At 64.1% G+C, this 23889-nt stretch carries 24 protein-coding genes and 1 tRNA gene; 16 read left to right on the top strand and 9 right to left on the bottom strand.

The genetic code is table 11. The annotated features are described in order from the left end of the window. The first annotated feature begins 190 nt into the window (after window positions 1–190). A complete protein-coding gene (locus AC25Z0_RS12875) occupies window positions 191–643 on the top strand; it encodes a hypothetical protein (protein ID WP_488133458.1) in 453 nt (150 codons plus the stop codon). Window positions 644–1549: 906 nt separating this feature from the next. Here AC25Z0_RS12875 and AC25Z0_RS12880 read toward each other — a convergent pair. Together AC25Z0_RS12880 and AC25Z0_RS12885 are read right to left on the bottom strand one after the other, a co-directional pair. Further along, a tRNA-Arg gene (locus AC25Z0_RS12880) sits at window positions 1550–1621 on the bottom strand. Between the two features lie 182 nt (window positions 1622–1803). Then, complete coding sequence (locus AC25Z0_RS12885) at window positions 1804–2427, bottom strand: iron ABC transporter ATP-binding protein (RefSeq protein WP_488120054.1); 624 nt, start codon at window positions 2425–2427, stop codon at window positions 1804–1806. Window positions 2428–2585: 158 nt separating this feature from the next. Here AC25Z0_RS12885 and AC25Z0_RS12890 point away from each other — a divergent pair, with 158 nt between their 5' ends. From AC25Z0_RS12890 to AC25Z0_RS12905, 4 genes are all read left to right on the top strand, one after another. Further along, on the top strand, window positions 2586–2966 hold the full coding sequence (locus tag AC25Z0_RS12890; RefSeq protein ID WP_488120055.1) for a cupin domain-containing protein: 381 nt from the start codon (window positions 2586–2588) through the stop codon (window positions 2964–2966). Between the two features lie 129 nt (window positions 2967–3095). After that, window positions 3096–4772 (top strand): arginine--tRNA ligase, encoded by a 1677-nt coding sequence (gene argS, locus AC25Z0_RS12895; RefSeq protein WP_488120056.1) that lies wholly within the window; start codon window positions 3096–3098, stop codon window positions 4770–4772. 2 nt (window positions 4773–4774) lie between these two features. Beyond that, on the top strand, window positions 4775–5530 hold the full coding sequence (locus AC25Z0_RS12900; RefSeq protein WP_488133459.1) for an LmeA family phospholipid-binding protein: 756 nt from the start codon (window positions 4775–4777) through the stop codon (window positions 5528–5530). A 289-nt stretch (window positions 5531–5819) separates the two neighbouring features. Continuing rightward, window positions 5820–6086, top strand: a complete 267-nt coding sequence (locus tag AC25Z0_RS12905) for a CHY zinc finger protein (RefSeq protein ID WP_488120461.1) — start codon at window positions 5820–5822, stop codon at window positions 6084–6086. A 118-nt stretch (window positions 6087–6204) separates the two neighbouring features. On the opposite strand, the gene AC25Z0_RS12910 is transcribed toward AC25Z0_RS12905, so the two are convergent. Next, window positions 6205–6474 carry a hypothetical protein gene (locus tag AC25Z0_RS12910; protein WP_488120058.1) on the bottom strand — a complete coding sequence of 90 codons (270 nt, stop codon included), beginning with the start codon at window positions 6472–6474 and terminating at the stop codon, window positions 6205–6207. Window positions 6475–6621: 147 nt separating this feature from the next. Next, the gene (locus AC25Z0_RS12915) at window positions 6622–7506 is read right to left on the bottom strand and encodes an SDR family NAD(P)-dependent oxidoreductase (RefSeq protein WP_488133460.1); all 885 of its coding nucleotides are present in this window, start codon (window positions 7504–7506) and stop codon (window positions 6622–6624) included. A gap of 191 nt (window positions 7507–7697) precedes the next feature. Here AC25Z0_RS12915 and AC25Z0_RS12920 point away from each other — a divergent pair, with 191 nt between their 5' ends. The 7 genes from AC25Z0_RS12920 to prfA all read left to right on the top strand — a co-directional run bounded on the left by AC25Z0_RS12920 (window position 7698) and on the right by prfA (window position 16869). Then, entirely contained in the window at window positions 7698–7985 is a 288-nt protein-coding gene (locus tag AC25Z0_RS12920; protein WP_488120060.1) for a hypothetical protein, read from the top strand. A 265-nt stretch (window positions 7986–8250) separates the two neighbouring features. Beyond that, window positions 8251–9684: a diaminopimelate decarboxylase gene (lysA, locus tag AC25Z0_RS12925; protein WP_488133461.1), complete on the top strand. Its 1434-nt coding sequence runs from the start codon at window positions 8251–8253 to the stop codon at window positions 9682–9684. After that, the gene (locus tag AC25Z0_RS12930; RefSeq protein WP_488133462.1) at window positions 9681–11018 is read left to right on the top strand and encodes a homoserine dehydrogenase; all 1338 of its coding nucleotides are present in this window, start codon (window positions 9681–9683) and stop codon (window positions 11016–11018) included. The genes lysA and AC25Z0_RS12930 overlap by 4 nt, the downstream gene beginning before the upstream one ends. Continuing rightward, window positions 11018–12133, top strand: coding sequence for a threonine synthase (gene thrC / locus AC25Z0_RS12935; RefSeq protein WP_488120063.1), 1116 nt, complete (start codon window positions 11018–11020; stop codon window positions 12131–12133). Before AC25Z0_RS12930 ends, thrC begins: the two co-directional genes overlap by 1 nt. Next, window positions 12130–13071 carry a homoserine kinase gene (gene thrB, locus AC25Z0_RS12940; RefSeq protein ID WP_488120064.1) on the top strand — a complete coding sequence of 314 codons (942 nt, stop codon included), beginning with the start codon at window positions 12130–12132 and terminating at the stop codon, window positions 13069–13071. Before thrC ends, thrB begins: the two co-directional genes overlap by 4 nt. A gap of 316 nt (window positions 13072–13387) precedes the next feature. After that, the gene (gene rho / locus AC25Z0_RS12945; RefSeq protein WP_488120065.1) at window positions 13388–15790 is read left to right on the top strand and encodes a transcription termination factor Rho; all 2403 of its coding nucleotides are present in this window, start codon (window positions 13388–13390) and stop codon (window positions 15788–15790) included. Next, window positions 15790–16869, top strand: coding sequence for a peptide chain release factor 1 (gene prfA / locus AC25Z0_RS12950; protein WP_488120066.1), 1080 nt, complete (start codon window positions 15790–15792; stop codon window positions 16867–16869). The genes rho and prfA overlap by 1 nt, the downstream gene beginning before the upstream one ends. Window positions 16870–16982: 113 nt before the next feature. On the opposite strand, the gene AC25Z0_RS12955 is transcribed toward prfA, so the two are convergent. The 4 genes from AC25Z0_RS12955 to cysK all read right to left on the bottom strand — a co-directional run bounded on the left by AC25Z0_RS12955 (window position 16983) and on the right by cysK (window position 19463). Continuing rightward, complete coding sequence (locus AC25Z0_RS12955) at window positions 16983–17468, bottom strand: DUF2017 family protein (RefSeq protein ID WP_488120067.1); 486 nt, start codon at window positions 17466–17468, stop codon at window positions 16983–16985. Then, window positions 17465–17761 carry an ATP-dependent Clp protease adapter ClpS gene (gene clpS, locus AC25Z0_RS12960; protein ID WP_488133463.1) on the bottom strand — a complete coding sequence of 99 codons (297 nt, stop codon included), beginning with the start codon at window positions 17759–17761 and terminating at the stop codon, window positions 17465–17467. The genes AC25Z0_RS12955 and clpS overlap by 4 nt, the downstream gene beginning before the upstream one ends. A 147-nt stretch (window positions 17762–17908) precedes the next feature. After that, complete coding sequence (epsC, locus tag AC25Z0_RS12965) at window positions 17909–18493, bottom strand: serine O-acetyltransferase EpsC (protein ID WP_488133464.1); 585 nt, start codon at window positions 18491–18493, stop codon at window positions 17909–17911. A gap of 31 nt (window positions 18494–18524) precedes the next feature. After that, window positions 18525–19463, bottom strand: coding sequence for a cysteine synthase A (gene cysK, locus AC25Z0_RS12970; protein ID WP_488133465.1), 939 nt, complete (start codon window positions 19461–19463; stop codon window positions 18525–18527). Between the two features lie 92 nt (window positions 19464–19555). On the opposite strand from cysK, the gene prmC reads away from it, so the two are divergent. Next, the gene (gene prmC, locus AC25Z0_RS12975; protein WP_488133466.1) at window positions 19556–20491 is read left to right on the top strand and encodes a peptide chain release factor N(5)-glutamine methyltransferase; all 936 of its coding nucleotides are present in this window, start codon (window positions 19556–19558) and stop codon (window positions 20489–20491) included. A 128-nt stretch (window positions 20492–20619) separates the two neighbouring features. On the opposite strand, the gene AC25Z0_RS12980 is transcribed toward prmC, so the two are convergent. Further along, window positions 20620–21255 (bottom strand): HAD-IA family hydrolase, encoded by a 636-nt coding sequence (locus AC25Z0_RS12980; RefSeq protein ID WP_488133467.1) that lies wholly within the window; start codon window positions 21253–21255, stop codon window positions 20620–20622. A gap of 44 nt (window positions 21256–21299) precedes the next feature. Here AC25Z0_RS12980 and AC25Z0_RS12985 point away from each other — a divergent pair, with 44 nt between their 5' ends. Genes AC25Z0_RS12985 through AC25Z0_RS12995 form a run of 3 tightly spaced genes read left to right on the top strand, consistent with a single transcriptional unit; the run spans window position 21300 to window position 23866 of the window. Next, window positions 21300–22160, top strand: a complete 861-nt coding sequence (locus AC25Z0_RS12985) for an L-threonylcarbamoyladenylate synthase (RefSeq protein WP_488133468.1) — start codon at window positions 21300–21302, stop codon at window positions 22158–22160. 3 nt (window positions 22161–22163) lie between these two features. After that, window positions 22164–23393, top strand: coding sequence for an MraY family glycosyltransferase (locus AC25Z0_RS12990; RefSeq protein WP_488120073.1), 1230 nt, complete (start codon window positions 22164–22166; stop codon window positions 23391–23393). Continuing rightward, the gene (locus AC25Z0_RS12995) at window positions 23390–23866 is read left to right on the top strand and encodes a Cg1360 family ATP-synthase-associated protein (protein ID WP_488120074.1); all 477 of its coding nucleotides are present in this window, start codon (window positions 23390–23392) and stop codon (window positions 23864–23866) included. The genes AC25Z0_RS12990 and AC25Z0_RS12995 overlap by 4 nt, the downstream gene beginning before the upstream one ends. The last annotated feature ends 23 nt before the right edge of the window (window positions 23867–23889 follow it).

Consider the following 23889-nt stretch of genomic DNA (forward strand, 5'->3'; position numbering starts at 1 on the left):
TCGGAATGTACGCATATGGAGGGCTGACGGAATGAGAAATCTCAACTGGCGAGTGGTTGCACCTATCCTGCTCGTTGGCGCGCTACTTGGGTGGCTCGTCGTTTGGAGATCCGCTCGCGCATCGAACGCATTCCTGCCGTGGATTGGCGTTGGGCTGCCCATCCTTCTGGCTGGGTTCACATTCATCGCCGTGGTGGCATTGCTGCGTCGCCGGAAGTCGAACCGGACGTGGGAACTGATGCTGAATGTCGATCCGAACGCCAGCCATTTCATCACCTTTGTGTATCCGCCCGTCAAGACTCAGCTGGGCCGACTTGGCTGGCGAGTTTACGGATCGTCCTATGCATCTGTACCCGCCGTTGGAGTCAGTATCAGCGCTGCCGCTATCAAGTTCTGGGAGGCGGGTGTACCGGAACCGACTCTCACTCTTCGTGCGTCTGACATCGAATCTGCGATTGTTGGTCGCGTCAGCGACGGGTACAGAAGTCATCCCGCGATCGAACTCAGGCTCAACACGACGGACCGCAGTAACCGGATCCAGCTGAGTCTTCGGGACGACCGCCACCACGACGTTTCCCCCATGGAAATGAAGATGGCAATTCAAAAGATCCCGTTGATGAACGGGGCAAACGGTCCGTCGTAAGCGGCAACCAACATCCGGCGATCCTTGTCACAGAGCTGCAGCTTGGTGTGTTCTCTGGGAACGGCGATACGGAGGTGGCCAGGAGTCCCCACGAATTGGAAGCTCAGATTCAGGCAGAGCAGCAAGCGATAGCCGTGCGGTGGAGCTGGCCTGCTCTGGCCAAATAACGCACCTTACGCCGCTTTTCCCCGAACTGATCGTGCTGAAAGGTCCCGATCAGAGCTGGTCCTTTGCAGTCGTCTAAACTTCCGGTTTACGCTAGTCGGACAAACCTTGTGCTAGGGCCGCATTCAGCGTCACTCGGCGCTTCAATCGAGGGATGCTTTGATAAATGAGCGCGAAGAGAATGCATCCTCTCACGGTCGCTGGCATAGTCGCAGGGTCCATCGTCGTGGTGGCCGGGTCAACTGTAGTGTTCCTATTTGGAACTGGACGACTTATCCACAACGGAGTCAACGGCATCACCCTCGCTTCGCTCCTTGTACTTGGAACCGTGTTTGTGCTTCTTCTCGATCGCTACGTGAATAAAAGGGAAGAAGAAGCCACCCCCTCCTCGCAGGAAGCACCTCAAGAGACCGTGCCACCACCGAAGCATGTAAGGCCTCGGCATCTCCTCGATGAGACACGTTCTCACCGGTTTATGCGATCGGCAGTCGTTGCCGTATCTTCTATCCTTCTGTCCCTGTTTCTACTTCTTTTGATCGCCGTACTATTTCCAAACCTTTAGGCACCGGGCGCTTACTCGGATTGCTATGCGGCCTGATGCGGCCTGATTCGGGCTCTCCCCTCGAAGGATCTCAGACGTCGCAAGATCAGCCGCAATTGGTGTGAGGGAAGCGTGCTCGAAGCGACTGTTGTCCGAACTACGTGGCAGAAGTCCGAACTTCGCGTGTCACGTGATAAATGTGCCCCCACGCAGATTCGAACTGCGGCCCCTGCCTCCGGAGGGCAGTGCTCTATCCCCTGAGCTATGGGGGCCAGGGTGTTCACTAGATTAGCAGCCCACTCGGCGCAGGTTCGACACGCAGCGCGCACGCACCACGCGGATTTGCGCCAGGCGATGGGGCAGCATCGACATCCGCTCGCAAGAAATCGACCTAAAACTCGTGGGTTAGGTCGATTTCTTGCGAGCGGATGAAACGAAGTAGCGGATGCGACTCTTACGGCAGGTGCGACACCACAGTTGACATGAGCACCTGCACGTCGCCGGGCTCAATGAAGTCAACCGAGCTGATCGTCACCCAGTACGCGCCCGTGAACAGCTGCGCGGTGCCGGTGCCGCCGACGTACTTGAAGAATCCGAGGTCGCCGTAGGTCGGAACAGCCGTGCTGGCGGTCACGGCATCGGCCTTGAGCTCCGCCATCAGCGTGTCGTTCGGCTGGGCCACTGACACCTCGATCAGCGCGTCGCTGGTCTGGTTCATCCAGCCGCAGGCCACGCCCTCGTACTCAACGGCGGTCGCGCCCTTGCTGCCAGCCGCGGGCGCGTAGTCCGGCGCCGTGCCGACGTTGGAGTTGAAGGCGTAGACGTCATCCGCTGTCAAAATCTGGTCGCAGGTCAACGCGACAGCGGTGCCCGTCGGTTCCGGTGCGGCCGTCGGCGCTGCGGTGTCGACCGGCGCAGCCGTCTCACTCGAAGCGGATGTCGGCTTCGGCGTGTTCGCCCCGCCATCGGATGCGGGGGAGCACCCGGCCAGGGCGAGGAGGGCGAGGGTCGCGGTAGCAAGGGCGACGCCGGTACGCAGGCGAGAGGTACGGATCTGAGACGAGTTCATGACAGGCACGCGTTGACACTACCAAGTGCATCATGCCGAATCCGCCATGTGGCCTCCAACGCCCATGTCTAGCCCGTTGCGACCGTCGATTTCGGGAATAGCATGAGGGGAGCGGCCACGTGCTCGCTCACTCACCCGCGTGGCCCTTGTCTTCTAAGGAGTTCCTCATGGCTGACAACGTCGTAACCCGACTTGAAGTCAAGTCCCATGATTCGCCAGATGAACGTCGCGCCCCAGACAAAACCACCGTCGACCTCAACACCCTCGGCAACTACACGATCGGGCGCTTCACATTCGAGCCAGGATGGCGCTGGTCTGAGTGCATCAAACCCGTCGTCAACACCGACTCCTGTCAGGTCAACCACGTCGGATACTGCATCTCCGGCACCCTCGAAGTGACAACCAACGATGGCGCAACGGCCACGGTCGCTGCTGGGGATTCCTACGCGATCCCGCCAGGACACGACGCCCACGTCGTCGGAAATGAGTCGTTCGTCGGGCTGGAACTCGTCGGCGCTCCCGACTACGCAAAACGCGACTCCCACTAGGAGCGGGCCCAGCGGGTACAGCGGACACACCCGAGCGCCAGCAGGCACGGCCTGGTGGCCGTTCACAGCCAGTTGGCACGTCTGGTGCCCGTTTCACAGCGTCCCCGCGCGCGCCCGTAAGATTAGGGGGTGACTCCAGCCGAACTCTCCCAGACCCTCTTCAACCTCGTGACCGATCTGGTCGAGCGACGACGCCAGGCTGGTGCAGAAGTTCCCGACCTCGGTTTGACCGTGTCAGATGTCACCCTCGAACGACCGAAGAACCGCGACCACGGTGACTGGGCCTCCAGCATCTCCATGAAGATCGCCAAGCCGCTCGGTGCCAACCCGCGTGAAATCGCTGCAGAGCTCGCCGCTGGCCTCGAGCAGGTCGACGGTGTCGCATCCGTTGAGGTCGCAGGACCCGGCTTCATCAACATCCGCCTCGACGCCGCAGCTGCCGGCGCCCTTGCCAAGACCATCGTCGAATCCGGCGAGAGCTACGGCACCGGCCACCTGTACGACGGCATCAAGATCAACCTCGAATTCGTCTCCGCCAACCCCACCGGCCCCATCCACATGGGTGGCGTGCGCTGGGCAGCTGTGGGCGACAGCCTCGCCCGCGTGCTGCAGGCAGAGGGAGCGGATGTCACACGCGAGTACTACTTCAACGACCACGGCTCGCAGATCGACCGCTTTGCACGCTCGGTACTGGCCGCGTACCTCGGTGAGCCGACGCCGGAAGACGGCTACGGCGGAGCGTACATCTCCGACATCGCCGACCAGGTCGTCGCGCTGTACGACGGCGACATCGCTGCCCTGCCGCGCGACGAGCAGCAGGAAGTCTTCCGCTCCATCGGTGTTGACCTCATGTTCAAGGAGATCAAGGCCAAGCTGCACAGCTTCGGCGTTGACTTCGACGTGTACTTCCACGAAGACTCGCTGCACGAATCCGGCGCCGTCGACCGCGCCATCGAGCGCCTGCGCGAACAGGGCCACATCTTCGAAGAGGATGGCGCCATCTGGCTGCGCACCACCACGTTCGGCGATGACCGCGACCGCGTCATCATCCGCTCCAACGGTGAGCCCGCCTACATTTCGGGCGATATCGGCTACTACCTGAACAAGCGCGAGCGCGGCTTCGACCAGAACATGATCATGCTCGGCGCCGACCACCACGGCTACGTCGGCCGCATGATGGCCATGGTCGAGGCGTTCGGTGACGTTCCGGGTGTCAACCTGCAGATCCTCATCGGCCAGATGGTCAACCTGCTGAAGGACGGCGAGCCCGTGCGCATGTCGAAGCGCGCCGGCACCATCGTCACGCTCGACGACCTCGTCGACGCGGTCGGAGTGGATGCCGGTCGGTACGCTCTCGTGCGCTCCAGCAGCGACTCGCAGCTCGACATCGACCTCGACCTGCTCGGCAAGCGCACCAACGAGAACCCGGTGTTCTACGTGCAGTACGCCCACGCCCGTACCCAGTCTGTGGCACGCAACGCAGCGGCATCCGGTGTTGACCGCTCGGTCTTCGCCCCTGAACTGCTCACCCACGACAGCGAGTCGGCTCTGCTCGGCGTGCTGCAGGAGTTCCCGCGCGTCGTCGCCCAGGCCGCAGAGCTGCGCGAGCCGCACCGCATCGCCCGATACATCGAAGAGGTCGCCGGCTACTACCACCGCTGGTATGACAACTGCCGCGTCATCCCGCAGGGCGAAGAGCCCGTCACCGACGTGCACCGCACCCGCCTGTGGTTGAATGACGCCACCGGCCAGGTCATCCGCAACGGCCTCGGCCTGCTCGGCGTCTCAGCACCAGAACGGATGTAGTCATGGCCCCCAAGCGCAAGGGACTCACCGCTCTCGTCGTCACCGGCCTGACGGTGCTTGCGCTTGTGGCTGCCTACTTCATCATCGACGCCGTGCTGCGAAACGTCGCGGAGAACCGCATCAAGCAGGAGATCACCGCCAACCTGCCAGAGGGAGTCACCGGCGATGTGTCGGTCGACATCGGCGGGATGTCGGTGATCGCCCAGTACCTGTCAGGCACCTTCGACAAGGTCGACCTCGCGGCTCCCTCGCTCAACGTGAACGGGGCGGATGCCGCGGTGCGCATCGTCGCGATGGACGTGCCTCTCGACAGCAACAAGACCGTCGGCCAGGTGCAGGGCACCGTTGAGATCGGCCAGGCCGCCCTCAACACGTTGATTCAGACGTCGCCGGATGCGCCAGATGGCGAAGTGACGCTCGGCGATGACCAGATCTCGTACACGGGCCAGATCGAGGTCTTCGGGCTGCCGATCGGATACGAAGCGACGGCCAAGCCGGAGGCCGCAGGGTCATCGGTGACCTTCACGCCGACCGGCGCCACGATCACGACAGGCCTCGGCACGGTTGATGCGAGTTCACTCGTGCAGCGTGTGCTCGGCCAATCGCCGATCTCGGTCTGCGTCGCGCAGTACCTGCCGAACGGGCTCAAGGTGACAGGCGTGGAGATCACGCCTGAACTGGCGCGCGTCACTGTCGCCGCCGACAACACCCTCAAGCTGAACCACGACTCGCTGAGCACAGTGGGCAGCTGCGGCTAACCAGCAGTCGTTGATTGACGAGGCCGCCAGGCCGTCTCGAAATCCAGCGGATGCCGCTCACACCTGAACTGCGCGGGTTGAACGCAGCCGCGCGCACACTGCAGCTACCGCGTCGCTGCGTTCACCCCGCGCGGCGCTCCCAATCCCGCTGATTGAGGAGCGCCCGAGGTACGAGGCCGCGTCTCGAAATCCGCCCCGCGCCTGTCGCCCACCCGCGGCATCAGTCCGCCTGTGAGACGGTTAGAGGGTGCAGATATACGGCAAACCGATCGACGACCAGACGCGCTGCGTGCACTACGCAACAGAGCGAGACGTCGTCGCGATCCAGTTTGCGTGCTGCTCCCGTTTCTACCCGTGCCATCTCTGCCACGCAGAAACCGTCGAGCACGAAGCCTCGTACTGGCCGGTTGAGAGCCGCGACGAGCACGCAGTTCTCTGCGGCGTGTGCCAGCAGACAATGTCAATCGCGACGTACTTCACTGCCAGTGAATGCCCGCATTGTGCAGCCGATTTCAACGACGGATGTCGGTTGCACCGACACCTCTATTTCGAGTAGCTCTTCGCAAGCAGGCGAAACTGCTTGGCGCCGGCATAGCGGCGCGGGTCGAACGCAGCCACGCGCATGTTGCAACTACCGCGTCGCTGCGTTCAACCCGCGCGGCGCTCCCAACCAGTTAGCGCGTACCCATGCCAGGTGCGACCGGCACGAACTCGATGCTGTGCTTCGACTGCACGGTCTTCACCGGACGCCGTGAGAACCCCTTGGCGTCGAGGTTGTTCTCGGCGCGGAAGGTGGCCAGCGCTTCGTCGTAGATCTCATTGAGCTGGAGACCGGAGAACTGCTCAACGGTTCCATCGGTGAACGCGACAGCAATCGTCGTCTTCTGGGGAAAGTGCTTGTTCATGCGGATGAAGCCTTCGGCATCCTGCGTGAGAGTAATCATGTTTTGCTGCCTTCGTAAGCGTGAAGGTCCAGTCTTGCGTACCTTTTACCCTCCACTGCTCACGACCGTTACCCTCCACTGCGCACGACCGCGTCGCGGCAGCGCAAATCAACGCCCCGCAGCGCCCTCCCCGCACCGCCTGTGGCGTTACGCCACGCTGCGGTTCGCAGCAGTCGGCAGGGGATCGACTCCGGTGAGCTCCGCGGAAATCGACCACAGCCCAGCCGCCAGAGTGTCGTCCGTGGCCTGCTTGATCGTCGCGCCATTCGGATGCAGGCGGTTGAAGAACGCGCCACTGGCCGCCGGAACATTCCGGGCGCTCGCGAGCTTGACCAGCGGTTCCGCGCCGGCTTTCGGGGTTCGCCCGAGCCCCGCGAAGTGCAGCTTCGATGCCACCTTCATCAGCGGGGAATCTGCGCCGAAACTGGTGGTCACGAATCCGGGATGAAACGAGAACGCCTCGATGCCCGTGCTCTGTGCTCGTCTGGCGAGTTCCCGCATGAACAAGATCGTGGCGACCTTCGAGCTGCCGTACGCGCGCCATCCGCCAGTCCACGGCCGCGTCGCCCAGTCGAGATCGTCCAGTCGAAGATCGCCCATCCGGTTTGCGCTGCTGGCCGTTCCGAGCACGCGCACGGTATGACCAGCGGATGCCGTCTCCGCCAGCCGCGGGAATAACAAGCCGGTCAGCAGGAACGGCGACAGGTGGTTGACCTGAATGGTGAGTTCATGCCCGTCTTCCGTCATGGTGCGCTTCGACACCAGGCCGCCGGCGTTATTGGCCAGCACGTCGATGGTCTCGTATCGGGTGAGCACGGCATCCGCTAACGCCCGCACCTGGGCGAACGACGCGAAGTCGGCGATGAACGCCTCGCCGTTCGCGGCAGCGGCGACCTCGCGCGTGCGCTCCGGATTTCGCCCCACCACTGCAACCTGCGCGCCCTGCGCTGCGAGTGCGATCGCAGCCTCTGCCCCCAGCCCGGAGCTCGCACCGGTGATGATGATGGTCTTGCCCGCCAGATCGGTTCCCATGGCGCCAGCGTACGTTGTCGCAGGAAGTCGCCGCTATGTAAGACGCGGGACAAGCACGATACGCCGACCGATGGCAGCGGCACAGGCCTTGAATCGGGTGCTCACGCTCCCTAGTGTGAAGCCATCTGGAGCGCTCGAGCGCAGTCCCAGCGCCCCTGCGACACCAGCACCTCCGATTGGGCGTGAGTACCGTGACCACTCTCCGAATCCAACATCCGGTTTCTGACTACGACCGCTGGAAGGTGGTCTTCGACGCCGATCCGGCCGACCGACGAGGGTCTGGGGTGCGCCGATACACCGTTCGTCGCCAGGTCACCGATCCCAACTTCGTCATGGTCGACCTCGAATTCGATACGGTCCGCGAGGCCGAACTGATGCTGGGAAAGATGCACCGGATCTGGGCGGGAACCGGCAGAGGGGTTATCAGCGAACCGGAGGCGTGGATCGTGGACACCGTCGAAGTTGTCGTTCTGGAATAGCTCGTTCTGGAACGGCTCGTCATATTCCGTTCGTGGCACGTGACGGGTAATAAACTGTGGCACGCATCAGCGGTCGCCATCCTGGCCAGATGCACACGGCTGATTCGGCACGCTCACTACGCGTTCGCTAGAATTCCGGTACTCGCTCGTGCACAGAACCTCGTGCACAGAACAGCGACTGATCATTCACTGGCTTCAGGGACCAATCCGGGTTCGCTCGCCACTCAGTGAGACACCCACCGATAGTCCCGTGAGGTTTTCACCCGTGGCCACCAACCCTCTTGCCCCTGACTGGCTGAGTCTGCCCGCCGATGCCAATGCGCTTGCCGATGGCCTGTGGCCACGCACAGCGACACGCACCGACACCGGCGAGTTCAGCGTCGGCGGCGTCACTGCGTCCGAGCTCGCCCGCAGCTTCGGCACTCCGCTCTACGTCATTGACGAAGCGGATGCCCGCAGTCGCGCCCGTGCCATTCGCACCGCGTTCGAGACCGAGTTCTCCCGCATCGGCACCACCGCGACGGTGTACTACGCCGGCAAGGCGTTCCTCACGACAGAGATCGCACGCTGGATGGCCGCCGACGGCCTGAACATCGACATCTGCAGTGGGGGAGAGCTCGCCGTCGCGCTGGCGGCCGGCGTCGAACCCGCCCGCCTCGGCTTCCACGGCAACAACAAGTCGCTCGCCGAGATCGACGAAGCGACCCGTGTCGGCGTCGGCACGATCGTCATCGACAGCAGCGTCGAGATCGAGCGCGTCGCTGCGGCGGCCGCACGCCACGGCATCGTCCAGAACGTTCGCCTCCGCGTGAACAGCGGCGTACACGCACACACCCACAGCTTTCTCGCCACCGCCCATGAAGACCAGAAGTTCGGCATCACCCTTGAGGATGCACCGACGCTGGTCGCGGCCATCAGGTCGCACGACTCCCTGCGCTTCCTCGGCCTGCACTGCCACATCGGATCCCAGATCTTCGGCGCAGACGGTTTCGCCGAATCGGCCAGCCGCCTGCTCGCCCTGCACGCCGAACTCTTGAACACAGGGCCTGTGCCGGAGCTGAACCTCGGTGGCGGCTTCGGTATCGCGTACACGTCAGCCGATTCGCCCACCCCCATCGGCGAGCTGGCCGCCCGCATCGCCGACATCGTCGCCGCCGAATGCGCCACCCGCGACATTCCGTTGCCGGCCATCGCCTTCGAGCCAGGCCGCGCCATCATCGGCCGGGCCGGCGTCACCCTGTACGAGGTCGGTACCATCAAGCCCGTCGACGTCGGCGGTCACCCCCGCCTGTACGTCAGCGTCGATGGCGGCATGAGCGACAACGCCCGCACCGCCCTCTATGGCGCCGACTACTCTGTGCGCATCGCCAACCGCGTGACGGATGCCGACCCAGCCCTCGTGCGGATCGCCGGCAAGCACTGCGAGAGCGGCGACATCGTGGTGGATGCCGACTACCTGCCTGGCGACGTCACGCCAGGCGACCTCGTAGCCGTCGCCGCGACCGGTGCGTACTGCTGGTCGCTGGCGAGCAACTACAACTACCTCGGACGCCCACCCGTTGTCGCCGTCGCCGACGGCACGGCGCGACTCATCGTGCGTGGCGAGAGCATCGCCGATGTGCTCGCCCGCGACACCGGGATATCGCCCGCTGCTTCTTCTGGCTCTGTTTCTTTTGAATCTAAGGACTCGCTTCGATGATCGAATACCGCAACCTGCGCGTCGCCCTCCTCGGGGGCGGTTCCGTTGGTGCCCAGGTCGCGAGGCTGCTCCTCGAACAGGGTGACGAGCTCGCCAATCGCGTGGGCGCCGGCCTCGAGCTCATCGGTATCGCCGTGCGCGACGTCAACGCTGAGCGCACCGTTGACCTCCCGAAAGAGCTCTTCACAACGGATGCCGAGTCGCTCATTCTCGGTGCAGACGTCGTCATCGAGCTGATGGGCGGCATCGAGCCCGCGCGCACCCTCATTCTCCAGGCCATCAATTCAGGCGCAGACGTCGTGACCGCCAACAAGGCCCTGCTCGCCGCACACGGCGCAGAGCTGTTCATGGCTGCCGACCAGGTGGGCGCCCAGCTCAACTACGAAGCTGCCGTCGCCGGGGCGATCCCGATCGTGCGCCCGCTGCGCGACAGCCTCGCCGGTGACAGGGTCAACCGCATCCTCGGCATCGTGAACGGCACCACCAACTTCATCCTTGACCGCATGGATGTCGACGGCGACACCCTCGAAGAGGCACTCGCCACGGCGACGGACCTCGGTTACGCCGAAGCAGACCCGACGGCAGACATCGGCGGCTACGACGCCGCGCAGAAGGCAGCCATCCTGGCCAGCCTCGCCTTCCACACCACGGTTCCCCTTGAGTCCGTGTATCGCGAGGGCATCACGGCGGTCACCGCAGAGCAGATCGCATCCGCTCGGAAGGCCGGCTACGTCGTCAAACTCCTCGCGATCTGCGAGCGACTCGTCGATCCGATCACCGGCACAGAAGGCGTGTCAGCGCGCGTCTACCCAGCTATGGTTCCCCGGTCGCATCCGCTCGCCGCCGTGCACGGCGCCAACAACGCCGTCTTCGTCGAAGCGGAAGCTGCCGGCAGCCTCATGTTCTATGGCGCAGGAGCCGGGGGAGTCGAAACCGCCTCCGCCGTGCTCGGCGACCTCGTCTCACTGGCTCGTCGTCACGTGGTTGGGGGCCCTGGCTTCGCCGCCTCCGTGCACGCCGACCTCCCCATTCTCGACATCGGCCACATCATGACGCGGTACTCCGTCTCCCTCGAGGTAACGGATGAACCGGGCGCGCTGGCCAGGATCGCCAACGTCTTCGGCGATCACGACGTCTCACTTGAGCTTGTCGAGCAGGCGATAACGCCAGCCCAGGCGCAAACTGCCAGTCATGAGGCTGTACGTTCGACAGCTAGCCTTGTTATTGGAACCCACCTAGCCACGGAAGCGGCTCTCGCCGCCACCGTACGAGACCTCGCCGCCAACAGCGTCGTCTCCAAGATCGCATCCGTTTTGAGAGTTGAAGGAGCCTGATGCCCAGCCAAAACGAGACACTGCCCCTCGTTCGCCGAGAGTCACGACAGTGGCGCGGCGTTCTGCGGGAGTACGCAGACCGTCTGAACATCTCGGATGCCACACCGATCATCACGCTCGGTGAGGGTGGCACCCCGCTGATTCCAGCCCCAGCGCTGTCCGCACGCACCGGCGCCAAGGTCTGGGTCAAGTTTGAGGGCATGAACCCAACGGGTTCGTTCAAGGACCGCGGCATGACCATGGCCATCTCGAAGGCCGTCGAAGCCGGTGCAAAGGCCGTCATCTGCGCCTCGACCGGAAACACCAGCGCCTCTGCTGCCGCATACGCGACGCACGCCGGCATCACCGCGGCCGTGCTCGTGCCAGAAGGCAAGATCGCCATGGGCAAGCTCAGCCAGGCGATCGCGCACAACGCCCAGCTGCTGCAGGTGCAGGGCAACTTCGACGACTGCCTCGACCTCGCCCGCGACCTGGCGGCGAACTACCCTGTTCACCTGGTGAACTCGGTCAACCCAGACCGCATCGAAGGCCAGAAGACTGCCGCATTCGAGGTCGTCGAGGTTCTCGAAGACGCACCCGACTTCCACATCGTTCCCGTCGGCAACGCCGGAAACTACACCGCATACTTCCGTGGCTACAGCGAAGAGCTCGAGCGCGGCGCCACCACCAAGCTGCCCCGCATGTTCGGGTTCCAGGCCGCAGGCAGTGCACCCATCGTGCTCGGCCACCGCGTCGACAACCCAGACACCATCGCCAGCGCCATCCGCATCGGCAACCCGGCATCGTGGGACCTCGCACTCAACGCGCGCGAGGTGAGCGACGGCTACTTCGGCGCCATCTCAGACGAGAAGATCCTTGAGGCATACCGCATCCTCTCTGCAGAGGTCGGCATCTTCGTCGAGCCCGCATCGGCCATCAGCGTCGCCGGACTCCTCGAGCGCGCAGAGGCCGGCCAGATCCCGGCCGGCGCCACCGTCGTGCTCACCGTCACCGGTCACGGCCTGAAGGACCCGCAGTGGGCTCTTCGCACGGCAGACGGCAGTGACGTGCAGCCGATCAGTGTGTCGATCGATGCAGGCGAGATCGCCGGCGTGCTCGGGCTGGCAAAGGCATGAGCGTAGCCTCCGACCTCAGCGGTCGGTTTGTGACGGTCCAGGTTCCGGCCACCAGCGCCAACCTCGGCCCAGGCTTCGACACTCTCGGCCTCGCGCTCGCGCTCTACGACACCCTTGAGGTCAGTGTTCGCGACGAACCCGGCGTCTTGGTCGAGGTGCATGGCATCGGTGAGGGCGAGGTGCCAACGGATGAGTCGAATCTCGTCGTGCGCGCCATCGCGCACACGTTCGAGGCATTCGACCAGGAGATGCCCGGCCTGAATGTCGTCGCACACAACGCGATCCCGCACGGCCGCGGCCTCGGCTCGTCCGGCGCGGCCATCGTCTCCGGCATCATGGCGGCCAAGGGGCTGCTTGAGGGCATCGTCGAGATCGATTCCGACAAGCTGCTCGCGCTGGCCACCGACATGGAGGGTCACCCAGACAACGTCGCCCCAGCGCTCTTCGGTGGTCTCACCATTGCCTGGACGACGCCTGAGGGACCCAAGCACAAGAAGCTGATCGTGCACAGGGGAGTCTCTCCGCTGGTATTCGTACCAGAGCACGTCATGTCGACGGCACTCGCACGCAGCCTGCAGCCGGAGTCCGTGCCGCACGAAGACGCTGTCTTCAATGTGTCCCGCTCCGCGCTGCTCATTGCGGCACTCATCCAGAGCCCTGAGCTGTTGCTCGCGGCCACGGAAGACAAGCTGCACCAGAGCTACCGTGCCGCGGCGATGCCGGAGACGAACAAGCTCATCACGCTGCTGCGCGAACAGGGCTTCGCGGCTGTCGTCTCCGGAGCAGGTCCATCGCTCCTGGTGCTCGCGAGCGACCCTGGCCAGCGCCTCGTTGCTGCCGAGCTCGTCGCTGCAGCGTCCGACACCCCCTGGCAGGCGCTCATGCTGGCTGTTGACTTCCAGGGCGCATCCGTTTCAGTATCAGTACCGGTCGCCTAGAGCCGACGACCGTCAGGTCAGTGGGCTAGCCGCCCAAGCCAGTGAGTTACAGGGGACACGCCGAAAGAGGCGCGTCGAAAGCGCAATGCCAACGGTGCTAGACTTGCTTCGCACCCGATAGAAAACCGCCTAACGTGCGAATCTCTTCTTTGGTGTATTCCCTGTAACTCACTGCTACTGCTGTATGCAAGCGTGGCTGTGTGTGTTCATCCCGGTCCACATTCTGTGTGGGACTGGGTCACCCGCAGCGCAATGATCGCTGCACCAGCTCTCCTGGCATAGCATTTCGGCTCCCAGGGGGAAGGAACATTTTTTCGTGACTGATGTCAATCTCCGCGCCGCAGGCGTGGACCCATCACGCCTCACCGCTCTCCGCGTCGCCGAGCTTCAAGCTCTGGCCGGCGAACTGGGCATTCAGGGCGCGTCCAAACTTCGTAAGGGAGAACTCGTGGAAGCAATTTCCGAGGTCCAGGCCACGCGGTCCGCTACGTCGAACGCCCCGGTCAGCAGCGATGCACCGGCCAGCACCGACGCACCGGCTACCGACGCACCGGCTGGCACCGACGCTGTCGTAGCGGCACCGGCAGCCGAGGCTGTCGTTGCAGCTCCCGTTGCGGAAGCAACGGAAGCAGCAGCAGATGCTGCACCCGCAGCCCGCAAGCGTGCACCGCGACGTGCAAGCACCACGACGTCCGCGGCTCCGGCCGTTGCCCACGTCAACGTCGATGGCGGCTCAGGGCTTGACTCCCTGATCCCTGCGCTCGACGCTGTCGTGCCGCGCACCCGCTCCGCAAGGGGCACCCGCACCACCAGCGGTGCTGCGCCCGTCGCCGAGAACGCAGACGCGGTCGCCGCCGATGCAGCAACGACTGCGCCGTCCACCGACGCTCCGGCCGCTGACGCCGACGTGGCCACCGAGAAGCCGGCTCGCCGCAACTCGCGCAACCGCCGTGCCAGCTCCACTGGAACGCAGGATGCTGCCGCAACTGCAGAGCAGGGCGCATCGTCGACCGAGACGTCGACCGAGGTCTCCACCGACGCATCCGCTGAGGGAACGACCGACGCATCCGCTGAGCAGTCAGACCAGCCGCGCCAGGGCCGCAACCGCAACCGCAACCGCGGTGAGCGTAACCAGGACCGCAACCAGGCTGCTGCAGACCGCAACCAGCCTGCTGCTGAGCGCAACCAGCCCGCTGCAGAGCGCACCGAAGACGGTGGCCGCCAGCAGAACCAGCGCCAGGGCCGCAACCAGAACCAGAACGAGCGTGGCCAGGGCCAGGATCGCAACCAGGAGCGCGCAGAGCGCAACCAGGGCGACCGCAACCAGGGTCAGGACCGTAACCAGGAGCGCGCAGAGCGCAACCAGGCCGACCGTACCCAGGGCGACCGCAACCAGGGCGACCGTAGCCAGGGCGGCAACGAACGCCAGGGCAGCGATCGCGGTCAGGGTGGCAACATCCTCGACGACGAGTTGGGTGGCCGCGGAAACCGCAGCCGTTACCGTGACCGCAAGCGTCGCGGATCCGTTGCAGGAGATGACTTCGAGCCAGAGCTGACCGACGACGACGTACTGATCCCGGTTGCCGGCATCCTCGACGTCCTCGACAACTACGCGTTCGTGCGCACCTCCGGCTACCTGCCGGGTGCCAGCGACGTCTACGTTTCCCTCGGCCAGGTCAAGAAGTACAACCTGCGCAAGGGTGACGCCGTCGTCGGCGCCATCCGCCAGCCGCGTGAAGGCGACGCAAACGGTCGCCAGAAGTACAACGCGATCGTCAAGGTCGACTCCATCAACGGCCTGACCGTCGAAGAGGCAGCCAGCCGTGTCGAGTTCCAGAAGCTCACGCCGCTGTACCCGCAGGAGCGCCTGCGACTCGAGACCGAGTCCGGCAAGCTGACCCAGCGCATCATCGACCTCGTTGCCCCGATCGGCAAGGGACAGCGCGGCCTCATCGTCGCACCGCCCAAGGCCGGCAAGACGATCGTCATGCAGCAGATCGCCAACGCCATCAGCACGAACAACCCTGAGGTTCACCTCATGGTCGTTCTCGTTGACGAGCGTCCTGAGGAAGTCACCGACATGCAGCGCACGGTGAAGGGTGAGGTTATTGCCTCCACCTTCGACCGTCCGGCAGAAGACCACACCACCGTCGCCGAACTGGCCATCGAGCGCGCCAAGCGCCTCGTTGAGCTCGGTCACGACGTTGTCGTGCTCCTCGACTCGATCACGCGCCTCGGCCGTGCATACAACCTGGCGACCCCGCCGTCTGGCCGTGTGCTCTCCGGTGGCGTTGACGCCGCAGCCCTGTACCCGCCGAAGCGTTTCTTCGGTGCAGCGCGCAACATCGAGAACGGTGGCTCGCTCACCATCCTCGCCTCCGCGCTCGTCGAGACCGGGTCCAAGATGGACGAGGTAATCTTCGAAGAGTTCAAGGGCACCGGCAACATGGAGCTTCGCTTGTCACGCCAGCTGGCAGACAAGCGCATCTTCCCCGCCGTCGATGTGAACGCATCCGGTACTCGCCGTGAAGAAATGCTGATGAGCGCCGATGAGGTCAAGATCACCTGGAAGCTGCGTCGCGCACTTGCCGGTCTCGACCAGCAGCAGGCTCTCGAAGCGATCCTTGGCCGACTGAAGGAGACGTCGTCGAACGTTGAATTCCTGATGCAGGTTCAGAAGTCGATGCCGACCGCGAACGGGTCAGACAAGGACCACTGATGTTCGAGTCTGTTTCCACCCTGTTAGCTGAGCACGACGAGTTGCAGGGTCAGTTGGCCGATCCTGAGTTGCACTCCAACCCGGCGCGGTCCAAGAAGGTCAATCGTCGTTACGCCGAGCTCAGCCGCATCATCGCGGCGTACAACGAGTGGAAAGAGGTTGGCGAGAACCTTGACGCCGCTCGTGAGCTCGCTGACGAAGACGAAGCGTTCGCGGAAGAAATCCCGGGCCTCGAAGAACAGCTGGATGCAACAGCCGAAAAGCTGCGCCGCCTGCTGATTCCGCGTGACCCCAACGACAGCCGCGACGTGATCATGGAAATCAAGATGGGTGAGGGCGGCGCTGAGTCAGCGCTGTTCGCCGCCGATCTGCTTCGTATGTACCTGCACTACGCAGAGTCCAAGAAGTGGAAGACCGAGATCATCGAGCAGACCTCGAGCGACCTGGGCGGCATCAAGGATGTCCAGCTCGCGATCAAGGGCAACTCCAGCGACCCTGCAGAGGGCGTCTGGGCGCACCTGAAGTACGAAGGTGGCGTGCACCGCGTTCAGCGCGTGCCAGCCACCGAGTCGCAGGGACGCATCCACACCTCTGCAGCCGGCGTGCTGGTGTTCCCAGAGGTCGACGAGCCTGAGGAAGTCGAGATTCACCCGAACGACCTCAAGATCGATGTCTACCGCTCCAGCGGCCCTGGCGGCCAGTCGGTCAACACGACCGACTCCGCCGTTCGCATCACCCACTTGCCGACAGGCATCGTGGTTGCCATGCAGAACGAGAAGAGCCAGCTGCAGAACCGTGAAGCCGGCATGCGCGTTCTGCGTGCCCGCGTTCTCGCCAGGCAGCAGGAAGAGATCGACGCTGAGGCGTCGTTGGTTCGCAAGAGCCAGATCCGTACCATGGACCGCTCAGAGCGCATCCGTACGTACAACTTCCCGGAGAACCGCATTGCGGATCACCGCACCGGCTACAAGGCATACAACCTCGATGCCGTCATGAACGGTGCACTCGAGCCCGTTGTGACGTCGTGCATCCTGGCAGACGAGGAAGCTCGTCTCGCCGACATCGGTGACCACGAGTAGGTAGCTCAGCAGCAACCCTTACAGGGCCCGGTCGGCGTTCGCGCCAGCCGGGCCCTGTTTCGATGGGCGGGGGCGCGGGGCCAACTGCGTCAGCGTCAGCTACTTCTCGCTAGCTATTTCTCGGCGGCGAGCAGCGCGGTCAGCAGCGACTCCTGCAGGCCGCCGAGCCAGAAGTACACCGTCTGAAGCGGTTCAGCCTCTTCGTCGGTGCGTCCCTCTTCGTTGTCGTTGTTGATCTCGAGCCGCACGGCGAGAGTGAGTCGCAGGTCGGTGAGAGTGCGGAGCCAGGCCTGTACCTCTGCGTCGCTGAGGTCGAAGAACGATTCCTCGTCGTCGGGGGCGTCGAGCGAGGCGATCATGGTCCTGGCGTGCTCGATCTTCCGCTCGGTGAGCGTGTCTGCGGTGAAGCGCCTGAACTCAGCCGATGCCTCTGCGTCGCCCGGATACGCCCGGGGGAGCAGCCGCTCGACAGCTGGATCCGTGCCCTCAGCCTCCAGCACCTCCACCAGCTGCGATGCCAGATCGGAGAGGAACAGGCGTTCGTTGTTGTCGAAGTCGGCCACGATTGCGCCCGTCGACTGACGGTGGAACGGAATCATGCGCCGTCCCTGTCGATGGTCGCCCAGAGTCCAAACTCGTGCATGGCGAGAACATGCACTTCCATGGCTTCGCGGTTGCCCTGGGCAACGATGGCGCGGCCATCGTTGTGCACCTGCAGCATCAGTCGTTCGGCCTCATCGTTGCCGAAACCGAAGTAGCTCCGGAAGACGTAGACCACATACGACATGAGGTTGACGGGGTCGTTCCAGACGACAACGCGCCATGGCACGTCAAATGCAGCAGCAGGGCTCTGCCCTGTCTGCGCTTCTGTTTCCTGACGTGTCTCTTCCACAATTTGCACCACCACTCCAGCCTGACACGTTCTGGCCCGCTGATGTAGCCTCAGGTTTCTGAGAGCGAGTTCACACGGCGATTCCCAGCTACACAGTCAGACCGGCGATGCTGCCGCCTGTCGGATCACCAGCGGCAGAGGGCCCGGCTAGAGCGGCTCTGAATGCGTGATGCCGCCCCTGGCTGACTCGGTGGTCTCTGCCTTGGCCGGACGAACGGATGCCGGAACTCCGAGCAGCAACGAGTTGGCCGGTGCGTCCTTGGTCACCACCGCATTCGCGCCGATCGTGCTCCACTGGCCGATCGTGATCGCGCCGAGCACCTTGGCTCCAGCTCCGACAGTCACGCCGTTCTCGAGCGTCGGGTGGCGTTTGGCGCCGCGGGGGACGCCGTGCAGGCTCTTTCCGCCGAGGGTGACCCCGTGGTAGAGCATCACGTCATCGCCGACCTCAGCGGTCTCGCCGATGACGACGCCCATGCCGTGGTCGATGAAGAGCCGTCGACCGATCCGGGCGCCGGGGTGAATTTCGACTCCCGTGAGAAACCGGGCGAACTGCGAAAGCAGCCGGGCTGGCAAACGCCAGCCGGCCACCCACAGTTTGTGTGTCAGCCGATATGCCCACACAGCGTGGAGACCGCTGTATCCCAGAAAGATCTCCACACTTCCCTGGGCCGCCGGGTCATGGGCTCGCGCCGTCGCGACATCTTCGCGAATGCGTGAGAAAACTCCCATGGTGTGTCCAGTCGGTCAGGTTCGGATGGTTCTAGTCAAGCAGGTCTTCGTAGAGCACCGTCGAAATGTAACGCTCTCCGAAGTCGGGAACGACGACGACGATCGTCTTACCGGCATTCTCCGGCAACTTGGCCTGCTCAAGTGCAGCCCAGACCGCGGCACCCCCAGAGATACCGGCGAGGATGCCCTCATCCGTTGCCAGCGCGCGTGCAGTGGCGACGGAGTCGGCCAGGGTGACGTCGGTGACGGAGTCGTAGACCTCGCGGTCGAGGATGTCGGGAACGAAGTTGGCGCCAAGGCCCTGGATCTTGTGCGGGCCAGGTGCGCCGCCAGACAGGATGGGGGAGTCGATCGGCTCGACGGCCACGACCGTGAGGCCGGGCTTCTGCTCCTTGAGGAACTGCCCCGCACCGGTCACGGTTCCACCGGTGCCAACGCCGGCGACAAAGATGTCGACTGCGCCATCGGTGTCTGCCCAGATCTCCGGGCCGGTCGTCGCGCGGTGGACCGCCGGGTTGGCGGGGTTCTGGAACTGGCTGGCAAGGATGGCACCCTCAGTGGATGCCACGATCTCGCGCGCCTTCTCGACTGCGCCACGCATGCCGTCGGCACCGGGCGTGAGCACGATCTGGGCGCCGTACGCCCGCAGGAGCACGCGACGCTCCTTGCTCATGGTTTCCGGCATGGTGAGGATGACCTTGTAGCCGCGTGCGGCGCCGACCAGGGCGAGCGCGATGCCGGTGTTGCCGCTGGTTCCTTCAACGATGGTGCCGCCCGGCTTCAGTTCGCCTGACTTCTCAGCGGCGTTGATGATCGAGACGCCGATGCGGTCTTTCACGCTGCCGGCTGGATTGTAGAACTCGAGCTTGGCGAGCACGGTGGCGTCGGTCCCCGCTGTCAGGCGGTTCAGCCTCACCAAGGGTGTGCGTCCAACCGTCTCAGTTATGTCGGAGTAGATCTGTGCAGCCATCGGGAAGACCTTTCGCTCGTTGTGGGAAACCTCGCTCAGCCTAGAGCCACGGGAGTTGCACGTGCGAGTACGTTACATTCCATTATGTGCCTGTGACTCCATCCGACCCGTTTTCCGACTCCGCCAACATCGAGGGCGGCAACCACGACGGCTCGCAAGGCCCCGCTGTTCAGACGATTCCAGCGCTCAGATCCCGTGTGATTTCCACGCTGACGGATGCCGGCGTGCCAGACCCAGACGTCGACGCCGACCTCTTGATCGGTCACGTCCTCGGCCTCAGCCGCGGCCAGGTGCAGTCGGCCGTCATCATGGGCAGTGCGCTGGTCGAGGAGGACGCACGTCGCATCCTCGAGCTGGCCGCCAGGCGGGCCACCCGCGAACCCCTGCAGCACATCGTCGGCACGGCGCCATTCAGACACCTTGAGCTGTCCGTCGGGCCCGGGGTGTTCGTGCCGCGGCCGGAGACCGAGCAGGTCGCCCAGTTCGCGATCGATGCGCTCAGTTCCATGCCGGATGCCGCGCCCATTGGCGTTGACCTCGGCACCGGAAGCGGTGCGATCGCACTGGCAATGGCAACCGAGGTTCCGCACGCGCGAATCTGGGCCGTCGAAAAGTCCCCTGAGGCGTTCCCCTGGACGTCCAAGAACTTCGCGGATATCGGTGCGGAGAACGCGACCCTCGTGTTCGGCGATCTCGCCGACGCGCTGACCGAGCTCAACGGCACGGTTGCAGTCGTGATCTCGAACCCGCCGTACATCCCGGCCGCCGCAATCCCGCGCGATCCAGAGGTGCGCCTCTTCGACCCCGCCCTTGCGCTGTACGGCGGCGAGGACGGCCTCGATGTCGTGCGCCACGTGTCGCAGACGGCACTGCGCCTGCTGCGAAGCGGCGGCACCCTCGTGATCGAGCATGGCGAGCTGCAGGGGGCCGAGATCCGCGCGCTGCTCGAGGCAGACGGCTGGCGCGCGACGGCAACCCACCGCGACTACACGACGAGAGATCGCGCGACGACGGCAGTGCGCCCGTAGCGGTCGCCCACGACCCTCCCCGGTGGTCGAGGAGGCCCGCCAGGGCCGTCTCGAGACCTAGCGAGCAGATTTCGAGACGCGGCCTCCTACGTCGGTCGCTCCTCAATCACCGGATGAGGCGCAGGCGCCTAGCGCTCTCGCGAGGCGAACGCGTCAATGGCGGCGTTCAGCCCATCGACGTCGTAAACGCCGTTCGTCTCGGTGAACTGCCACGCATGCATGCCGGCAGCCTGGGCGCCGGCAACATTCGCCGCGCTGTCGTCGAACAGGATCGAATTCTCGGCCGGGATGCCGTACACGCCGAGTGCACGGGTGTAGATCCGTCGCTCCGGCTTCTCTGCGCCGAGCACCGCTGAGGTGAGGTCATTGCCGGCCAGGATGTCGGAGACCTCGGGGGCGAGCACCGGAAGCGAGTCGCGAAACGGAATCGGGTTGTTCGAGAGCAGCGACACAGTGCCAAGGGTCGCCGCGCGGCGGAGCGCTGCAATGGCGCCCGGGATCGGAGTCATCGCCGCAGCCCTGGCCTCTTGCCACTGTTCGAGCGTCAACGTCGTTCCCGTTACTTCCTTCCACGCCAGGAGGTACTCCTCTGTGGAGGGATACTCGCCCTCGTCGGCCGCGGTTTCATGCCCGCCAACCCACCATGTCGTGGCCAGGTGATACTCACTGGAACCGGTCAGTCGGGCGAGCGCCGGCAGCCTTTTCCGGAAATCGTATGCATAGAGGGTCTTGTCACAATCGAAGAAGTACACGTCAGTTGACATCCCTCCAGTATCTCCCAAGGAGGCTGGTCTAGAATTGAGGCCAAATGACACGCATTTATGATTGCTCGGTCGAAGCTGAACACACGGCCGGCATGAGACTGGCACGCTCCGCAATCGGACGGGGAGCGCTCGTCGTCATCCCCACCGACACCGTCTACGGCATTGCAGCGGATGCCTTCAATCCCGAAGCCGTCCAGCGCCTGCTTGATGCGAAGGGTCGCGACCGCCAGTCGCCGCCGCCCGTACTCATCCCAGGGGTGTCGACGCTCGACGCTCTTGCCACAGACATCCCCGCTCCTGTGCACGACCTCGTCGCCGCATTCTGGCCAGGCGGGCTCACCATTCTGCTTCGCGCCCAGCCGTCGCTCGCCTGGGACCTGGGCGAGACGCGCGGAACCGTTGCGCTGCGGATGCCCAGCAACCCGATCGCGCTCGAACTCCTCGCTGAGACCGGGCCACTTGCGGTGTCGTCGGCGAATCGCACTGGCATGCCGTCTGCGATCGATGCCGTAGGCGCAGAAGAGATGCTCGGCAGCAGCGTCTCCGTCTTCCTCGACGGGGGAGTGGCCGGGCTCGACTACGAGGCCATCGGCGACCGCCCAGGCGACACGTCGTCGACCATCATTGACGCCACGCGTTTCGATGCCAACGGCGGCACGCTCATGATCGTGCGTAACGGTGTCATTTCACGCGACCAGATCGCGGCCGTCATCGGCGATGCGCTGGCACCGGCTGCCACAGACGAGCCGGCTGCCACAGACGAGCCGGCTGCCACAGACGAGGCGGCCGCCACAGACGACCCGGCCGCCGAAATCACAGACGAGCCCACTGTCTCGGTCACGCGCGCGGCAACGGCCAAGCCAGGCGCAACCGATGAGCCTGCCCAAGAGACGTCCTCCGACTAAGCCATGACCCTCTTCATCGTCATCGCCCTGGTGGCGGCAATCGTCACCTTCGGGCTCTCCTTCGTGGTCCTGAGGCTCAGCCATCGCTATCACCTGTACCCGAAGATCCGGGAACGTGACGTGCACACCCGCCCGACGCCCCGGCTCGGCGGCATCGCGATGTTCATCGGCATTCTGGCCGCCTTCGGGGTGTCGTATGTGATCTCGGCGCAATTCGCGCCTCTCCGGCTGGTGTTCTCCAATCCGCAGCAGATCCTCGCGATCCTGGGCGCAGCGCTCCTCATCGTGCTCATCGGCGTCGCAGACGACATCTGGGACCTCGACTGGATGACCAAGCTGGCCGGACAGTTCATTGCAGCTGGACTGGTTGCCTGGCAGGGCGGCGTACAGATCTACTCGCTGCCCATCGGCGGACTCACCGTCGGCTCTGGCTGGATGTCGATCTTCATCTCCGTCTTCGCGATCGTGCTCGTCATGAACATGATCAACTTCATCGACGGGCTGGACGGACTTGTCGCCGGCGTCGCGCTCATCGCCAACGGAGTGTTCTTCCTCTATAGCTACCTCCTCGTGCGCGACACATCGCCCACGAACTACTTCAACCTCGCCTCACTCATCGCTGCGATCCTGGTTGGCGCCTGCGTCGGCTTCCTGCCCGTCAATTGGCGCCCGGCCAAGATGTTCATGGGGGATGCCGGCGCGCTGCTTGTCGGACTGCTGATGGCGACATCCGCTATCGCGATCACCGGCCAGGTTGACCCGGCTGCCGTGAACCGCTCACAGCTCTTTCCAGCATTCATCCCGATCCTGCTGCCAGTGGCCATCCTGATCATCCCGTTGCTCGACTTCGGCCTTGCGGTGTTCCGGCGGGTCAGAGTGGGTAAATCGCCGTTCAGCGCCGATCGCAAGCACCTGCACCACCGCCTGCTCGATATGGGCCACACGCACCTGCACGCCGTACTCATCTTCTACGGCTGGACGGCAGCGGCCTCCATTGGATGCCTGCTGTACTTCGTCCTGCCCGTCTACTTCCAGCTCCCCAGCTGGTACGCGACAGTGTTCCTGGTCGTTTCGCTGATGATCTGCACCATTGTCACGCTCGCCCCGCTCAGCCGCCGCAAGGCTGTTGAAGCCGCGAGCCAGCTCACGCCAGTGGCAGAGGAAACATTGCCCATCGCCAGACTCGATCCACTCGATGAGGCATCAGAACACGTCGAGGAGACCACAACATGACGTCCACCCCGCCCCCCACATACTCAGAACCGACATCCGTCCCGGCGTTCCGCAAGATCGTGATTTACGGGTCGTACCTCGCCCTCGGCATCGCCGTCATCGGCGGCATCCTTGGCGGGATCTTTGCGGGCATGCCCGGCATCGTGAGCGTACTCATCGGCACGGTCATGTCTGTGGTCTTCATGGGTGTCACCGCAGCCAGCCTCCTGATCGCCAATCGCTATGCCGGCCAGCAGGCTGCGATCGGTGCGTTCTTCGCCATCGTCCTCGGAGGATGGCTGCTGAAGTTCGTCGTCTTCCTGGTATTGGTCTTCCTGCTGAAAGACCAGGTCTGGCTCAACCCGGTCGTGCTGTTCCTCAGCATCATTGCCGGTGTTGTGGGCTCGTTGGTCATCGACGCCGTTGTACTGATGAAAAGCAGGATGCCGTATGCGAGCGATGTCAAGCTCCCAGACGCACCTCACGAAGAATAAACATGAATAAACATTCACCTCGA

The organism is Leifsonia sp. Y862, from assembly GCF_057669585.1.

Excerpts from the sequence above, each read along its gene's own strand:
- AC25Z0_RS12890 (WP_488120055.1), top strand. The coding sequence starts at position 2,586 with ATGGCTGACAACGTCGTAACCCGACTTGAAGTCAAGTCCCATGATTCG.
- AC25Z0_RS12900 (WP_488133459.1), top strand. The coding sequence starts at position 4,775 with ATGGCCCCCAAGCGCAAGGGACTCACCGCTCTCGTCGTCACCGGCCTG.
- AC25Z0_RS12910 (WP_488120058.1), bottom strand. The coding sequence starts at position 6,474 with ATGATTACTCTCACGCAGGATGCCGAAGGCTTCATCCGCATGAACAAG.
- AC25Z0_RS12915 (WP_488133460.1), bottom strand. The coding sequence starts at position 7,506 with ATGGGAACCGATCTGGCGGGCAAGACCATCATCATCACCGGTGCGAGC.
- AC25Z0_RS12930 (WP_488133462.1), top strand. The coding sequence starts at position 9,681 with ATGATCGAATACCGCAACCTGCGCGTCGCCCTCCTCGGGGGCGGTTCC.
- thrC (WP_488120063.1), top strand. The coding sequence starts at position 11,018 with ATGCCCAGCCAAAACGAGACACTGCCCCTCGTTCGCCGAGAGTCACGA.
- thrB (WP_488120064.1), top strand. The coding sequence starts at position 12,130 with ATGAGCGTAGCCTCCGACCTCAGCGGTCGGTTTGTGACGGTCCAGGTT.
- prfA (WP_488120066.1), top strand. The coding sequence starts at position 15,790 with ATGTTCGAGTCTGTTTCCACCCTGTTAGCTGAGCACGACGAGTTGCAG.
- AC25Z0_RS12955 (WP_488120067.1), bottom strand. The coding sequence starts at position 17,468 with ATGATTCCGTTCCACCGTCAGTCGACGGGCGCAATCGTGGCCGACTTC.
- epsC (WP_488133464.1), bottom strand. The coding sequence starts at position 18,493 with ATGGGAGTTTTCTCACGCATTCGCGAAGATGTCGCGACGGCGCGAGCC.
- cysK (WP_488133465.1), bottom strand. The coding sequence starts at position 19,463 with ATGGCTGCACAGATCTACTCCGACATAACTGAGACGGTTGGACGCACA.
- AC25Z0_RS12980 (WP_488133467.1), bottom strand. The coding sequence starts at position 21,255 with ATGTCAACTGACGTGTACTTCTTCGATTGTGACAAGACCCTCTATGCA.
- AC25Z0_RS12985 (WP_488133468.1), top strand. The coding sequence starts at position 21,300 with ATGACACGCATTTATGATTGCTCGGTCGAAGCTGAACACACGGCCGGC.
- AC25Z0_RS12990 (WP_488120073.1), top strand. The coding sequence starts at position 22,164 with ATGACCCTCTTCATCGTCATCGCCCTGGTGGCGGCAATCGTCACCTTC.
- AC25Z0_RS12995 (WP_488120074.1), top strand. The coding sequence starts at position 23,390 with ATGACGTCCACCCCGCCCCCCACATACTCAGAACCGACATCCGTCCCG.